Genomic DNA, 16400 nt, shown 5'->3' on the forward strand with positions numbered 1-16400 from the left:
TTACCCAAACTTATTCTTTTAAGTAAATTTAGTTATGCGCACAATAGTTTCTAAAGAAATGAAAACACAAAAAGAGTGCAAGCTTGTGTGCTTGCACTTAAAATAACTTTCGAGGAGGTATGCCCTACACTATAAAGTACTCCCGATTGTCTATATTTGTTTTAGACGTTTGACCTCATTTTTGAAAAATAGGCAACTATAAATTCTCTTTTATAAACTGAAGTGCTTCTTCTACATGATCCTTGACTCGTACTTTTCTCCATTCTTTCACAAGCTCGCCATCTTTATTAATAATAAACGTGGATCTTTCGATGCCCATATATTCTTTCCCGAAGTTCTTTTTTAGTTTCCAAACATCGTATAGTTCTGCTACTTTATGATCTTCATCCACTAATAAAGAAAATGGTAAGCCGTGTTTTTCAATAAACTTTTGGTGTTTATCCATTGGGTCTGGACTTACTCCTAAAATCACTGTATCTAGTTCGGAGAAATCTTCATGATTATCACGGAAGTCGCATGCCTGTGTCGTACATCCAGGTGTCATGTCTTTTGGATAAAAGTATAATACAACGTTTTTCCCTTTATAATCAGACAGTTTTACACTTTCACCTTTTTCGGTTTGTAGTTCAAAATCAGGTGCTTTATTTCCAATTTCAATTGTCATCGTTTATTCCTCCTATAAAATCTTGTTATGTATAAGGGTATCGTATGCGTTAGGACAATTCAAATTAAAAGGTTGCATGCTAGAACTAGTTTTTGCTTAAACTAGGGGAAATTATAACTGGAGGCGAATAGGATGCGAAACGAAGAACACCGTCAACCTGTTACACAACCTAAAGAACCTAACATAAGTGCAATAGCGAGAGAAAGCGCTACTCAGCCATTGGAGAGCATGGAGAATAAATATCCTGATTCAGTGAATGAACATAAAGCTTTAGAAGCGACGAACAATTTCTTAAATGAAGGGGAAATTAAACAGCAAAATGAGAATTTGTAGTTTTTAATCACTCAAAGACAAAAAGAGGTATTAATATAGGTGTAAAAATGTAAAAAGGGCATCCGAAATGTCGTCGTCGACTGTTGGAATGCCCCATAATATTTTATATAACTCCCGTCTACTCTTCTCGGTGTTCCATATCTAATACAATCCTCACAACAAACGCTGCTGGCATGATATATCCTATTAAAGCTTGAAAGGACGCAATGGCTCTTCCAATTCCTATTGGGGTTATATCTCCATATCCGACCGTTAACATTGTCACTGCACTAAAGTATATAGAAGAAAGGACAACACTTGGGAACTCTGCAGAGATCACTTTTCCCCCTTCAATTAAAATAGGAAAGCTGTTCATATGAAGGATACTATAAATTAATCCAAAAGAAACAACTAACGTCGCATACACAAGTAATAATAAAATTAACGTCTCTTTTGATATAAACAGCACACTCTTCTTTTTATCTCTAGGTGAAAACATATGAACTAAACTCATTACAATAGATAAAATAATGATGCCAAATAACACAACCCACAACACCATATGCCACTTCCTTACTATCGGACATGCTTATCAATAAAATATACGCCCGTCTAAGATGACATATGACTAGTTTCCTGCACCACGATATTTTGTAACTCCTTTGTTCCAGATTAAAACAGATAAGATAAAAAATACAGTCCCAACTACTGGTGTTAAGAATGCATATGAATACCATTCTGATCTACCAAGAAAATAGGCAGAAGGATACACCCCTACAAATGCAAAAGGTAAAATCCACGTTAACACATAACGAATCACTCGATTATATATGTCTACCGGATAACGCCCATAATTTCCGATATTGTACATCATTGGCATGATAGATGTTCTCGCATCAGACCAAAATCCTATGCTAGCTAACATAACAAAAATCCCAGCGTAAACTAAAGTTCCACCAATAACGAACAAGAAGAAAATAAAAATATCATACCAAGCAAAAGAAAGACCTAAAATACTCCCCGCATAAAACATAATCGCTATCCCAGTTATAGCTCCAAATAAAGACTCTAATTCCATTCGCTCTAAAATAACTTGAAAGAGACTATGGATGGGCCTAGTTAAAATACGGTCCATTTCTCCCCTTACAATGTACCTCTCATTAAAATCCCATATATTAAAAAATGCCGAAAATAAAGCGTAAGGAACTAAGAAAAAACCATAGATAAAAATGATTTCTTCCCTACTCCACCCTCCAAGTAATTGAGTATGGCCGAACACAACTAATATAAATACTAAGTTTACTGCTTGAAAGAGCAAGTCAGAAAAGAGTTCTACTACAAGGTCCGCTCTATACTGAAACCTTGTTTTTGTGTATTGCCCTATATATTGAAAAAACATAGATACATAAAACACTTTCTCACCCTCCTTGCACGATCAACTGTTTTTTCGCTAATCTCCAAAGCATTTGTATTGGCAAGATTAAGATAATCGCCCAAACAGCTTGTAAGAAAATCGCATTCCACATCTCAGAACCTTCAAAACCACCAGTAAAAATCATACTCGGAATATAGCTAATCGCTTGGAAAGGCAAAAACCCCATAACATCTTGCGCCCATAATGGATAAAAGCTGATTGGTAGTAAAAGTCCAGAGAATAAATCAATGACAACCCGTTTTGCACGAATTAATCCATCATTATTAAATAAGAAAAACGTCATCATACCAGTTAGCAAGTTTATCTGTGTGTTAATGATAAAACTAAAGATTAACGAGAGAGCGAAAAATCCCCAAGTTGATAGGTTACTAGATAATTGCAACGGGAATATTAAGCCAACAATGACCATACCTGGTAGGGAGAAAAATACTAACCTAAATATTCCTTCACCCAATCCTTGCATCGTTTTCATTCCAAGGTAGTTGTACGGCCTAATCAATTCTACCGCTACTTTACCTTCTTTTATCTCTTGTGCTATCTCCCGATCAATATTATTAAAATAAAACGCACGAGCCATCCAAGCGACAGCTACATATGTTGTCATTTGCAGTGCACTTAAACCTTCTATTTCTTCTTTTCCGCCATAAATAGCCGTCCATAAGAAATAATAAGCACCAATATTAATACTATAAATTAAAATTCCACTATAATAATTCGTTCGATACGCTAGCATCATTAAGAAACGAATTCGTATCATTTCTATATACTTGTCCATCTTTTCTCACCTTCCTTACTACGAATGAACAAGCATTCCTTTATCGTATATGTTTCTAATAATCTCTTCTGTAGAGATTTCTTGAATGCTTACGTCCGTAATGGAATATTTCCCTACTACACTACTAATTAGAGCTGAAACTTGGTCACTTTCTTTACTAACATAAGCAATCCACGTGTTAGGTTTTTCTCCTTCTTTCCACTCCACATCAAGATAGCTTGTCATAATTTGAAGTGCTTGGACCGTTACCGGGTCTTTGAACTGGAACTGAATCTGTTTGCCATCTCCCCAGTTTCTTCGTAAATCTTGCAAACCTCCGTCATATATTATTTTTCCTTCATCTAACATGATTACTCGATCGCAAAGTGCTTCAATGTCTGCCATATCATGCGTAGTTAACAGAATGGTAGTTTTATATTTTTCATTTATCTCTTTTAAAAACTGACGAATTTTCAACTTAACTAACACGTCTAATCCAATTGTTGGTTCGTCTAAAAACAATAGAGGTGGATTATGAATGAGTGCTGCTGCTAATTCACAACGCATTCGTTGACCAAGTGAAAGCTTTCGAACTGGCTTATCTAATAAAGGTCCTAGATCCAATGTGCGAATAACATGGTCCATATGGGAGTTATAATCCGCATCCGAAACTTTATATACTTTTTTAAGTAAGCGAAATGATTCTTGAACGGCAATATCCCACCAAAGTTGAGAACGTTGACCAAAAACAACTCCAATGGTCTGCACAAATCTTTCCCTTTCTTTATGGGGATCCATACCGTTTACACGTACCATTCCAGATGTTGGAGTGAGGATACCTGTCAACATTTTTATTGTCGTCGACTTTCCAGCACCATTTTCACCGATATAACCGACCATTTCTCCTTGGCGAACTTCAAACGAAATATCATTTACAGCTGGGAGAACTTTATAGTTTCTCGTAAATAAATCTCTAAATGCCCCCTTCAATCCAGGGCGACTAGAATATGCTTTAAACTCTTTCCGCAATAATTCTACTTCCATCACTTTTTTCGTCATATCTATTTCCTCCTAACAACCTACTGGCTGAAAGTAATCATTTTTCATCACAATATACTAGTCTACTCAAAAAGAGCTCAACCTACAAATGGTAAGTGTTTGGTATTACTAGTTTCTAATTGCTAATGTATATCTTCCTTTTTCTATTTTTTGTGTTCGTTTTGTTCTTGAAAAATGGGTTTATGACCAATTCGCGCTATTTTAATACACTTTCCTAGATGTTTGTAACTATCAAAAGTATGATAAAATGATGAATTGAATATAATCGATTCCGCTTAGGAGGATACATAAATGAATTTCAATAAATCTGAACAAATTTACGCTGAAGCATTAGAACATATTGTTGGTGGGGTAAACAGCCCATCTAGGTCATATAAAGCTGTTGGCGGTGGATCGCCCGTTGTCATGGAACGTGGACAAGGTGCTTATTTTTGGGATGTAGACGGAAACAAGTATATTGATTATTTAGCAGCATACGGTCCAATTATTACAGGGCATGCACACCCACATATTACCAAAGCTATTCAACATGCTGCCCAAACAGGTGTTTTATACGGCACACCTACTCCTCATGAAGTGAAGTTTGCGAAAATGTTAAAAGAAGCAATGCCTGCTATGGATAAAGTACGTTTCGTGAACTCTGGTACAGAAGCAGTTATGACGACTATCCGCGTGGCTCGTGCCTATACTGGACGTGATAAAATTATCAAGTTTGCTGGTTGCTACCATGGCCACTCCGACTTAGTGCTTGTAGCCGCAGGTTCTGGTCCAGCAACATTAGGTACACCTGACTCAGCTGGAGTTCCAAAAAGTATCGCAAAAGAAGTAATCACTGTGCCCTTTAACGACATCGAGCCTTTTAAAGAAGCTTTAGAAAAATGGGGAGATGAAATTGCGTGCGTTCTCGTTGAACCTATCGTTGGGAATTTTGGTATTGTTGAACCTAAACCTGGTTTCTTACAACAAGTGAACGACCTTACTCATGAAGCAGGAGCACTTGTTATATACGATGAAGTAATTACTGCATTCCGCTTTATGTATGGTGGAGCTCAAGATATGCTTGGAGTAAAGCCTGACTTAACTGCATTAGGAAAAATAATTGGCGGCGGACTACCAATCGGTGCATATGGTGGTAAAAAAGAAATCATGGAAAAAGTTGCTCCTCTCGGCCCAGCATATCAAGCAGGTACTATGGCTGGAAATCCAGCGTCCATTCTTTCTGGAATCGCATGCCTAGAAGTGTTACAACAAGAAGGTGTATATGAGCATTTAGATCACATTGGTGCAATGTTAGAAAAAGGTATTTTAAAGCATGCGAAAACGTACGGCATACAAATTACGATTAACCGTCTTAAAGGAGCTTTAACCATTTACTTCACAGACGAAATCGTCGTAAACTACGAGCAAGCTGAAAATACAAATGGAGAACAATTTGCTAAATTCTTTAAGCTTATGTTACACCAAGGAATAAACTTAGCTCCTTCGAAATATGAAGCTTGGTTCGTGACAATCGCTCATACAAAAGAGGATGTTGCTACCACGCTTACAGCTGTTGAAAATGCATTTAAACAATTAGCAAATGAATAATTATACAAAAAGAGTGTCTAGCAGGCACTCTTTTCCTTTACAAAACAATGAAAACGCTTACAACCACAAGTCTTACATCGCATAATTACATCATTTTTATGTATTAAAATTGATTTTGTAGAATAGAAATGTTATGATGGTTTTTAAAGTCTGAAAATTCGTTTTATTTTAAAGATAAGAAAGGTTATACCCTTCGCAAAAATTCCTAACATTATATCTACCCGTTTTGGAATTCCATTTCTTATCTACCCTCAAGTTTTTCTACCAAAATATCATACAGGAGGTGAATGGCTAGTTAGGGGCCTCTTACAATCCCTATTCCTTTAGCCACACAATATGAAAAAATGGAGTCCTAGTACATTTAAAGATTTCCATCATCAAGAACATGATGCATGTGGAATCGTTTCCGCTATTGAAAAAAGAAAAATCCCTACAAAGAATAACATTGATGACTGTATAAATGCATTAGTAAAAATGAATCACCGCGCTGGTTTTATTAATGGTGAAGGGGATGGAGTTGGGCTACACGTTGATATCCCTCGTGCATTATGGAAAGAAAAATTAGACAGTATCGGGGAAGATACTTCTATAGTTGATCGTCCTGATTTTACGGTAGGACACCTATTTATTAATAGAACAATAGACTTCTCGGAAGTGAAAACAGAGATTACTAGCCTTCTAAAAGCTTATCATTTTGAAGTTATATTTGAAACAAATAAAGTGACGAACGAAGGAGCACTCGGTCCTATTGCTTTAAGGCAAAATCCAATCTTTTGGCAGTTCGCAATTGTTTCAACAAACGGCAAATGTGAAGCGAATGACTTATTTCATTTAACGATTGACATAGAAAAGAATGTGGAAGTTCATGTTGCTTCCCTCTCTAACTTCCACGCCGTTTATAAAGTAATGGGAGCTGGAGATATATTACCAAAATACTACCATGATTTAGCTCATCCTCTTGTAGCGTCTACTATGACACTTGGGCATAACAGATACTCAACAAACACACTTTCTAACTTCTTCAGAGTTCAACCTTTTAGTGTGTTAGGTCATAATGGTGAAATTAATACAATCGCGAAACTTCGAGATGAAGCTCGTATGTTAGGCGTTCCCTTAACAGATGGAGGTAGTGACTCACAAGACCTAAATAGAACGATAGATACTCTAATTAGTAGAGAGGGCTATTCACTTTTTGAAGCGTTAGATATTATTTTCCCTCCTATCATAAATGAGATTAAAAGTTACCCTGAACACTTGCAAGATTTATATGCTTATATCCGTGAAAGTTGGGGGCATTTTGCTCAAGGACCTGCTGGAATTATTTCTCGTTACAATGATGAGGCCGTGTTTAGCTTAGATTCGCTTGGGTTACGCCCACTTTGGATGCTGCAAACAGAATCATCGTATTATTTTTCTTCCGAACCTGGAATCATACCTACGAATGAATATACAGCAGAACCAAAGCCTTTCTCACCTGGAGAAAAAGTTGGATTGAAGTGGGATGGAGATACGATAAAAATATTTGAATATCATTCCTTCCAAGAAGAAGTTTATAACCGCTTTTCGAAAAAAGTGAATGTGGGTGGTTTTTCAAGTCGATTAAAGCCACCAACATTAGAAAAAGTGGTTTCCGTATCACCTTTACCAAAAGTACACAATGGGCAATACGCTGCTTTCGGTTGGGATCGTGAGCATATTCAACTTGTTGAACAAATGGCGGAAAAAGGTGTCGAACCTATTCGCTCATTAGGCCATGACGTTCCACTAGCAGCAATTGCTGATGGTAGAAAAAATATTGCTGATTTTATAAAAGAAAGCGTTGCGGTTGTGACAAACCCTGCTATTGACCGTGATCGTGAAACAGAACATTTTTCGACGCGGGCCGTAATAGGAGCTAGACCAGTGTTAGCGAATTGGGGAAAAGAAACCGAACAGCCATTAACAATAGAATTGTACGCTCCTCTTTTAATCGAAGGTCAGAATGGGCACGACTGTGCTTCTACATTAGAGCAGCCATCTTATGATGAAGTTATTAATCTTTTCATTGAACAACAATTAGTTTATTTCTTACCGACTGTTTTTCATGAAAATGATTCTTTAGGCGAAGCATTAATTCGAATTAAAGATGAAGCCGTTCAAGCGGTTCAGAGTGGAAAAACTCTCTTAATTTTAGATGATTCTTCCGCACACAGGAACGGTAATTATTGGATTGATCCTCATCTTGTTACTTCTATTGTGGATCAAGCTTTAGTAGAGAAGCAAATTAGACGTAACTGCTCTCTTGTCCTTCGTTCTGGTGCAATCCGATCGTTACACGATTGTATCGTAGCACTCGGTTTAGGCGCTAACGTCATCAGTCCATATTTACTATTTGGAACAGTAAGTGACGAATCGACAAAGCCCACTATTCACTTGTTCCAAGCATTAACAAAAGGATTAGAAAAAGTCATTTCTACTATCGGCATCCATGAACTAAGAGGGTACGGTAGATTATTTTCATCTATTGGTTTAAATGAAGAAATCGCTGAGTACTTAGGCATTGTTAACTTCTTGGGCGCAAATGACCTCTCTTACAGCCTTGAATTTCTTGAAAAAGATGCAAAGGAACGCGCTATTGACTTTGAAGATGAAACATCTCGTCCTGGAAAGTCATTCCACCTCTTCCCTCGCATTTGGAAAGCGATTGGGGATGTTGCAAAAACTGGTGACTATGCGGACTACAGGGAAAAACTTTCCGAACAAGAAACGAAGAATCCAATTACGATAAGACATTTAACAGATTTGAAGAAAAGTAGTCAACCTGTTGATGAAAAGAAAGTTAGCTTATCTGTTGGCGAGCACAGCCTTCCGTTTCTCATTGCGTCCATGTCGTTTGGATCGCAAAACGAAATTGCATTTCGGGCATATGCAGAAGCTGCTGATCGATTAAACATGGTTAGTTTAAACGGTGAAGGCGGAGAAATAAAAGATATGCTTGGAAAATACCCGAAAACACGAGGCCAACAAGTGGCTTCAGGTCGTTTCGGAGTGAATACTGAGTTACTAAACTCTTCCAATTTATTAGAGATAAAAATTGGCCAAGGAGCTAAGCCTGGTGAAGGTGGCCATTTACCAGGTTCTAAAGTTACAGCTAAAATTGCAGAAGCGAGAAATGCTACAATTGGTTCTGACTTAATTTCTCCTTCTAATAATCATGATATATATTCTATTGAAGACTTGGCACAAATGATTGCTGAATTAAAAACAGCAAATGACCAAGCGAAAGTTGCCGTAAAAGTTCCTGTTGTACCAAACATAGGCACAATTGCTGTTGGTATTGCCAAAGCAGGTGCTGACATCATTACAATTAGCGGATTTGACGGCGGAACAGGAGCTGCTCGTATCCACGCATTACAATATGTAGGATTACCTGTAGAAATTGGCGTAAAAGCAGCACATAATGCTTTACTAGAATCCGGACTACGCAATAAAGTCGAAATCTGGGCAGATGGTGGAATTAAGAGTGCATTAGATTGTATGAAGGTGATGCTTCTTGGCGCTAACCGTATTGGATTCGGAACATTATCAATGATAGCTATTGGTTGTACAACATGTCGTGGCTGCCATTTAGACACTTGTCATGTTGGTATTGCGACTCAAATCGAATCGGAAGCTCAAGCAAAAGACCATGGCTTACGTAGATTCGTACCTCGTCAATCTGACTTAGCTGTTCAAGGGTTAATGAATTTGTTCACTGCGTTTGGAAGTGAACTGAAAGCATTAACTGGTTCTCTAGGTTTTGACAATTTACAGTCTATTGTTGGCCGTTCTGATCTTTTAGAGCAAGCTCGCGGGTTAGATCAAATGGATTTAACTGGCCTACTAGCTGCTTTAGATGTCCCGCAACTAGCACAAAAAGAAGTGGCCGCAAGTGTGGAAGAAAATGAGTTATTAGTTGCTGCTGGTGCGGAGTATTTAGATTATCATATAGACCAATTACAACAATCTCGTAGCTTCTCAAGTGTTTCTGCTGAGCAACGTGTTCTTGGTAGTCGAGTTTCCTGCCATCGTGTACGAAATCGTTTAGATGGAACTTACAACCAGTTACCAGAAGTGGAGCTAACATATGAATCTTCTATTCCTGGTAATGGATTAGCCGCTTACAATGCAAACGGAGTAAATATTACCGTAGCTGGTGGGGCTCAAGATGGTGTTGGGAAAACTAGTTTTGGTGGAAAAGTGGTTATTCTAAAAGATCGTGGGAAAGATGGAGTGTTTTATAATGGGTCTGTCGGTAAAGGATTCGGTTATGGTGCACAAAAAGGAACATTAATTGCACAAGGTAACGCAGATGCTCGTGCTGGAATACGTTTATCTGGAGCGGATATTATTATCGGTGGCCGTTTAGTTCATGCTATCCCGGAAAAAGAACACGGAAACCTTGGGGTAAAGGCAAACATAAAAGGTTTTGCCTTTGAATATATGACAAATGGTCGTGGCTTAGTTTTAGGAGATCCTGGTCCATGGATTTGTGCAGGGATGACCGGTGGCGTTGTATATTTGCGCCATCAACCTGAGTTAGGCTTAACAAAAGAAGCAATACAAAGACGTATTGCAAAAGGCGCTAAAGTAAGCTTACAAACGTTAAGTGAGAAAGGCAAGAAAGAAATTTGTGAGCTTTTAAACACTTATATAGAAGCACTTAATGTGCAAGGTCAAGTGGATGAAGTTGCTTATTTGGAGAGATTAAAAGAAAACCTAGAAGAAAATTTCGTTCAAGTCATTCCAGTTAAAGAACAAGCAGATCCAGCTGTTTCGACGGAATGATTTAGTGGTTAGTGGTTAGCTAAGAGCTTAAAGCTAATAGCTAATAGCTAACTGCTAAGCTAAATTTGAATCCAGTTTCTAGCGCGAGATAGCGTTTAGATCTGGATTTTTTATTGTTAGCTATTAGCTATTTGATATTACAAATCAAGCAGTTGATTGGAGCGCAAGTCGGAGACTCCTGCGGGAGAAGCGAGAGACGGGAGACCCCACAGACGCAGAGCGTCGAGGAGGCTCCCGCCTCGCCCGCGGAAAGCGGAGACTTGCGCTCCAATCAACAGCGTTTTTTAACAAGAAAAAATATACATATTCCTTATTGCTATACAATAGTAATCATTGTATAGTACATTAGTGTTTAATTATTGGAATATGTGGAAATTTAGACGTAGGTGATGATGTACTTTAAATTTCCGTAGTACGAAAGGAATTTGATATTGAAATGAAACTTGGTGCCCGAATATTGAAAACGGGAATCGCGATTACGTTGGCGTTGTTTGTCGCTCGTTGGCTTGATCTACCCTCCCCGTTGTTTGCCGGTATCGCAGCTATTTTTGCCATACAACCATCTATATATAAATCGTACCAGTCTATTATTGAACAAGTACAGGCAAATGTTATAGGAGCAATTCTGGCGATTGTATTTGGCTTATTGTTCGGAAACGATCCTTTTATCATTGGCTTAACAGCTATTTTTGTAATCGCCATTAATTTAAAGCTTAAAATCGAAAACACAATACCATTAGCACTTGTAACAGTAATAGCGATTATGGAAAGTCCTGGTGAAAATTTTTTAGAGTTTTCATTAATAAGATTTTCTACCGTTTTAATTGGTATTTTAAGTGCGTTTTTAGTCAACTTAATATTCCTACCACCGAAATATGAAACGAGACTGTATTACAAAGTGAGAGAAACAACAGAAGATATTTTAAAATGGATACGAATTAACATGCGACACGCATCCGAACACCATTTATTGAAAAATGACATTGAATCATTACGTCAACGGTTATTAAAATTAGAGCAATTGTTCCTTTTATATAAAGAGGAGCGAACGTATTTTAAAGCAAATTCATTAGCTAAAGCGAGAAAGCTCGTTATTTTTAGGCAGCTTATTTTAACGAGCAATCGGGCACTTTTCACACTTAAGATGCTTCATCGCTTAGAGAATGAACTGCATCACATGCCGAGTGAATTTCAGCACTACTTAAAGGCAGAATTAGACCACTTAGTTAACTATCATGAACAAATTTTGCTTAAATTTGTAGGGAAAATAAAGAAGCATAATACTTCGGAAATGTATGAAGAAGAACGTTTTAACAAGAAGCAATTCATTGACGAATTCATGTTGCAAAAAGACGAATGGAGTTGTGAAGAATATTGTAGTGAGGAAATATGGTATCACCTATTCCCTCTCATTTCTCGAATTATTGATTATAGTGAACAACTGGATCACTTGAATAAGCTTATAGATAGTTTTCAAAACTACCACAAGGATGATAATGAATTTAATATCCATCAACAGATTGAAGAGTAAAAAATGGTGTTACAGGCGGCAACAAATCCTCCTGTAACACCATTTTTCTATTAATGCAGCTCTTGAATGCTGTAAAGATTATAGTAACTACCTTGTTTTTTCATTAATTCTACATGTGAACCTTCTTCCACTATTTCACCGTTTTCCAATAATATAATTCGATCTGCATGTGTTATGGTTGAAAGTCTATGTGCGACAATGAATGTTGTTCGATCCGCAGCAAGAAGCTCTAATGATTCTTGAATGAGATGTTCGCTTTCTAAATCTAAAGCCGATGTAGCTTCATCCATAATTAAAATTGGTGGGTTTTTCAAAAATACTCTTGCAATAGAGACACGTTGTTTTTGACCACCTGACAGCTTAACGCCTCTTTCCCCTACTTTTGTTTCATATTGTTTTGGCAAGTTCATGATAAAATCGTGGGCATTGGCCGCTTTTGCAGCTTCAATAATTTCTTCCATCGTTGCATCTGGTCTACCTAGCGCAATATTTTCACGAATGGAATCACTAAATAAAATACTATCTTGTAAAACCATCCCGATGTTTTTTCGTAACTGTCTTACTTTTACGTCCTTAATATCTACTCCATCCAGACGAATTTTACCTTTTGTTACATCGTAAAATCGAGGGAGCAAGCTTACTAAAGTAGATTTACCTCCACCACTCATACCTACTAATGCGACGGTCTCTCCTTGACGCACATTTAATGATAGATTTTTAAGAACATACTCTTCTTTCTCCTCATAGCGGAAAGAAACATTTTCAAAAGATACTTCACCTAGTACAGCCTTCATAGGTTTAGCATTTTCTTTATCCGTTATATCGTATTTTTCATCTACAAATTCGAATACACGGTCCATTGACGCTAAAGATTGGGTTAATGTCGTCGAAGAGTTTATTAACCTTCTTAGCGGCGCGTATAGTCTATCAATATAGGCGATAAACATTACCATTTCCCCGATGGAAAGCGTTCCTTGAACAACGGAGTAACCCGCATAAAAAATAACTAAAAGCGGTGCAACATCTGTAATCGTATTTACTACAGCAAATGTTTTTGCATTCCAACTAGTATGTACGAGCGCTTTGCTTAAAAAGTTTTTATTTTGCTTTTGGAACTGCTCTTGCTCATAATCTTCAATTGCCATACTTTGAATGACAGGCATTCCTTGAACTCGTTCGTGCAAGTGACCTTGTACTTCTGCTAACGCTTGTGATCGTTTTCTCGTTAAATCACGTAGTCGGCTGTAAAAATATTTAACACTTATCCCATAAAGCGGGAACAGAATGATGGAAACGATTGTTAACATGAAGTCAACTTGGAACATTATGATAATAACAATTAATATAGTTGCTAAATCGAGCCAAATATTCATTAAGCCTGTTATAACAAAGTTCTTCGTTTGTTCTACATCATGAATGACCCTTGAAATGACTTCGCCTGCTCGATTGTTTGCATAAAACCTTAAGCTTAATCTTTGAATATGTTCAAACAAGCTATCACGAATATCGTATAATACTTTACTTCCGGTCCACTGTGCTAAATATTGACGATAATATTCAATTGGCGGTCGTAATAAAATGAAGACCGCAATAACCACTCCCATGATTAACATTAATTCGCTTGATTTTTCCTCACTAGACATATCTTGCGTAAGCAAAATGTCGTCCACTACATATTTCAGCAATAGTGGTACTAGTAACGGCAATCCAAATTTAAAAACTCCTATGATGACTGTTCCAACAATTTGCCATGTGTAAGGCTTAACAAATTGTAAGTAGCGTCTAATACTACCCAAAGGATTCCCCCCAATATATAACCATTTCCTTCTTGCGTATTTTACCCCATTCATAAAAACATATAAAATACCACAGTCAAAAACTGTGGTAAGTAGTTTCATCCTAGTATAAACTTTTACTACTTGTCCATTTAAAAGCTTTCGTGTTGCTTTATCCGCGATATGTTAAATATCTTTCATACCAGATGTCAATGAAATCAGGAGCGAATGGTCCTTTTCGTTGGCGGATCCATGAAATTAATGTTTCGACATTGCTTTTTAAAATTTTATCAATTACTTCTGGATAGTTCATCTCTTTACGATGTCGTTCATATTCATCTTCATCTAGCAAAATAAATGTCATATCAGGAAAGACTTTAATATCTAAGTCATAATCAATATATTTTAATGCTTCATCGTCTGCAATAAACGGAGAGCTAATGTTGCAATAATAATAAACTCCATCTTCACGAATCATTCCGATCACATTAAACCAATATTTAGAATGAAAATAACAAATAGCTGGCTCACGAGTAATCCAAGTCCGACCATCTGATTCGGTCACAATTGTTTTGTCATTTCCGCCGATCACTAAGTTTTGAGAACCTTTTAGAACGGTTGTCTCTTCCCATACTCTGTGAATTAAGCCGTTATGTTTATAACTATGTATTTGTATTGTTTCTCCTTCCATGGGACTGCCCATCTTTCTCCCCTACTTTCCTTCCTGGAAACTAAATTTCTTCAAGAACCGTTTTATCCTATTATAACGGTTGTAACTAGATTTTAAAACAAAGAAGCCATCTTTCTTGAAAAAAGATGGCAGAAATATTAAGAAATTCATATTAAGCACTCGTAATCCCCATTGTTTGATAAGATTGGATCGCTTCTTCTGTCTGTTTTTCAAAAATTAATTGAATTTCTTTTAATTCTATATTCATTCTCTCTATCTCTTGCTGAATGGATTCTAATTTTTGTTCATTTTTTAATTGTATAAGTTCTTTTTCGAGTTGTTGACATCGTTCTATTTCTGATTGTAAAAAGAGAAGTTCATCCATTGTTTTTAGTTGTTTTGCTACTGCTAAATCAAAACTTTCCATTATGTAGTTCCTCCTCGTACACGAAGTATCTCCCTAATTAATTTCTATTTGAGTGTGCTAATCCCTTTGACTATGATTGTTGACTTATTAGAAGTTTTGTCGAGTGCTTCACTTATATTATTACTTTAATTTACAACGAGTTTTAACTGTTGATGATAGCACGAGGCACTAGCTTTCCGCGGGCGGGGCAGGGAGCCTCGCAACTCGCGTTATCATACTTCTTTAATTGATTTATAATCAAAAGTAATTTACTAACTTCCATTAGCAAATAACCATTATCCAAATGTAATAAAAACACTCCTTATCTGTTTGGATAAGGAGTGTTTTTGTTGAATATTAAGAGTTTTGATTCTTCTGAGCTGCAGATTGTGCGTTGCGCTCTCTCACTTCTTGAACATCTGTTTCGCTAGCGAACTCAGCACCGTATTGTTGCTGACCAGCTTGAGCGTTTTGTTGTTTTACTTGTTGAACATTTGTACCAGAAGCAGTTTTACCAGCTTGTTGATTGAATTTGTTTGCCATTTGAAATCACCTCCACGAAATTTAAGATGTCCCGTTGGAGGTGATTATATGTTAAAAAAAATAATATTTTTTAGGAATATTTTACACAAGTAATGACCTTCCACCATCAACAATGATTGTTTGCCCACAAATCATACTTGCATCATCAGAAGTTAAGAACATAACTGTTTTCACTAAGTCATCTGGCTCGACCATGCGTCCAGCAGGTGTGTTTTTCTTTGCATCCTCTAGCAGTTCTTCGCGATTCGGGAAGTGTTTCAACGCATCCGTATCAACCGCTCCACCCGATACAGCATTTACTACGATATTCATCGGTGCAAGCTCCACAGCTAAATAACGTGTTAATGCTTCAATGGCAGCTTTTGAAACTCCAACCGTTGTGTAGTTTTCTAAATAACGGATAGATCCTAGTGAGCTAATACTTACAATTTTTCCTCCGCCTACTTTTTCCATTCTTTTCGCAGCTTCTTGAGCTAAAAATAGAAGTGCTTTACTGTTAATGTTCATTGTCCAATCCCAATGAGATTCTTCTAGCTCCATGACTGGACGTAAAACACCTGATGCAGCATTACTTACTAATACGTCCATTCTGCCAAAATGCTCATCAATTAATTGAAACATTTCTTTAATTTTTTCTGGCTGACCAACGTTTGCTTTAACTATTAGTGTTTTTTGACCTAATTGTTCAATTTCAGCTGCTGTTTCTTGTGCAGCACTTTTACTACGGTTATAGTTTATTACAATGTCATAACCTTTTTTTGCTAGTTCAATCGCTATCTTTTTACCAATTCCTCGACTACTTCCTGTTACTAACGCTACCTTGTTTTCCATCTCATCCACCTCATGTATGTATTATTG

General features: G+C 37.0%; 13 protein-coding genes and 1 pseudogene. 4 read left to right on the forward strand and 10 right to left on the reverse strand.

Annotated features, from left to right (window positions below; translation table 11 throughout):
• Positions 1-196: 196 nt before the first annotated feature.
• Entirely contained in the window at positions 197-664 is a 468-nt protein-coding gene (bcp, locus tag CDZ89_RS16330; RefSeq protein ID WP_096155471.1) for a thioredoxin-dependent thiol peroxidase, read from the reverse strand.
• 132 nt (positions 665-796) lie between these two features.
• On the opposite strand from bcp, the gene CDZ89_RS16335 reads away from it, so the two are divergent.
• The gene (locus CDZ89_RS16335) at positions 797-997 is read left to right on the forward strand and encodes a hypothetical protein (RefSeq protein ID WP_096155472.1); all 201 of its coding nucleotides are present in this window, start codon (positions 797-799) and stop codon (positions 995-997) included.
• Positions 998-1115: 118 nt separating this feature from the next.
• Here the strand turns inward: CDZ89_RS16335 and CDZ89_RS16340 are convergent, their stop codons facing one another.
• The 4 genes from CDZ89_RS16340 to CDZ89_RS16355 form a co-directional block, all read right to left on the reverse strand.
• Positions 1116-1538, reverse strand: coding sequence for a potassium channel family protein (locus CDZ89_RS16340; RefSeq protein ID WP_096155473.1), 423 nt, complete (start codon positions 1536-1538; stop codon positions 1116-1118).
• A 66-nt stretch (positions 1539-1604) separates the two neighbouring features.
• Positions 1605-2390, reverse strand: coding sequence for an ABC transporter permease (locus CDZ89_RS16345; protein WP_096155474.1), 786 nt, complete (start codon positions 2388-2390; stop codon positions 1605-1607).
• Between the two features lie 4 nt (positions 2391-2394).
• The gene (locus CDZ89_RS16350; RefSeq protein ID WP_096155475.1) at positions 2395-3186 is read right to left on the reverse strand and encodes an ABC transporter permease; all 792 of its coding nucleotides are present in this window, start codon (positions 3184-3186) and stop codon (positions 2395-2397) included.
• Positions 3187-3204: 18 nt separating this feature from the next.
• Positions 3205-4224: an ABC transporter ATP-binding protein gene (locus CDZ89_RS16355; protein ID WP_096155476.1), complete on the reverse strand. Its 1020-nt coding sequence runs from the start codon at positions 4222-4224 to the stop codon at positions 3205-3207.
• A gap of 291 nt (positions 4225-4515) precedes the next feature.
• On the opposite strand from CDZ89_RS16355, the gene CDZ89_RS16360 reads away from it, so the two are divergent.
• The 3 genes from CDZ89_RS16360 to CDZ89_RS16370 all read left to right on the forward strand — a co-directional run bounded on the left by CDZ89_RS16360 (position 4516) and on the right by CDZ89_RS16370 (position 12148).
• Complete coding sequence (locus tag CDZ89_RS16360) at positions 4516-5811, forward strand: glutamate-1-semialdehyde 2,1-aminomutase (protein ID WP_096155477.1); 1296 nt, start codon at positions 4516-4518, stop codon at positions 5809-5811.
• Between the two features lie 336 nt (positions 5812-6147).
• On the forward strand, positions 6148-10617 hold the full coding sequence (locus tag CDZ89_RS16365) for a glutamate synthase-related protein (protein WP_100334006.1): 4470 nt from the start codon (positions 6148-6150) through the stop codon (positions 10615-10617).
• A 436-nt stretch (positions 10618-11053) separates the two neighbouring features.
• Entirely contained in the window at positions 11054-12148 is a 1095-nt protein-coding gene (locus tag CDZ89_RS16370) for an FUSC family protein (protein WP_096155479.1), read from the forward strand.
• A 50-nt stretch (positions 12149-12198) separates the two neighbouring features.
• Here CDZ89_RS16370 and CDZ89_RS16375 read toward each other — a convergent pair whose 3' ends face one another.
• The 5 genes and pseudogenes from CDZ89_RS16375 to fabL all read right to left on the reverse strand — a co-directional run bounded on the left by CDZ89_RS16375 (position 12199) and on the right by fabL (position 16373).
• Positions 12199-13944 (reverse strand): ABC transporter ATP-binding protein, encoded by a 1746-nt coding sequence (locus CDZ89_RS16375; RefSeq protein WP_096155480.1) that lies wholly within the window; start codon positions 13942-13944, stop codon positions 12199-12201.
• A 151-nt stretch (positions 13945-14095) separates the two neighbouring features.
• Positions 14096-14626 carry a nucleoside tri-diphosphate phosphatase gene (gene ntdP, locus CDZ89_RS16380; RefSeq protein WP_096155481.1) on the reverse strand — a complete coding sequence of 177 codons (531 nt, stop codon included), beginning with the start codon at positions 14624-14626 and terminating at the stop codon, positions 14096-14098.
• Positions 14627-14765: 139 nt separating this feature from the next.
• On the reverse strand, positions 14766-15020 hold the full coding sequence (locus CDZ89_RS16385; protein ID WP_096155482.1) for a YgaB family protein: 255 nt from the start codon (positions 15018-15020) through the stop codon (positions 14766-14768).
• 339 nt (positions 15021-15359) lie between these two features.
• Positions 15360-15542, reverse strand: a pseudogene (locus CDZ89_RS16390) (gamma-type small acid-soluble spore protein); the annotation flags it as partial.
• Between the two features lie 81 nt (positions 15543-15623).
• Positions 15624-16373, reverse strand: coding sequence for an enoyl-[acyl-carrier-protein] reductase FabL (gene fabL / locus CDZ89_RS16395; RefSeq protein WP_096155484.1), 750 nt, complete (start codon positions 16371-16373; stop codon positions 15624-15626).
• Positions 16374-16400: the final 27 nt, after the last annotated feature.

The organism is Bacillus alkalisoli (genome assembly GCF_002797415.1).
In the GTDB taxonomy this organism is placed as follows: domain Bacteria; phylum Bacillota; class Bacilli; order Bacillales; family Bacillaceae_I; genus Bacillus_CD; species Bacillus_CD alkalisoli.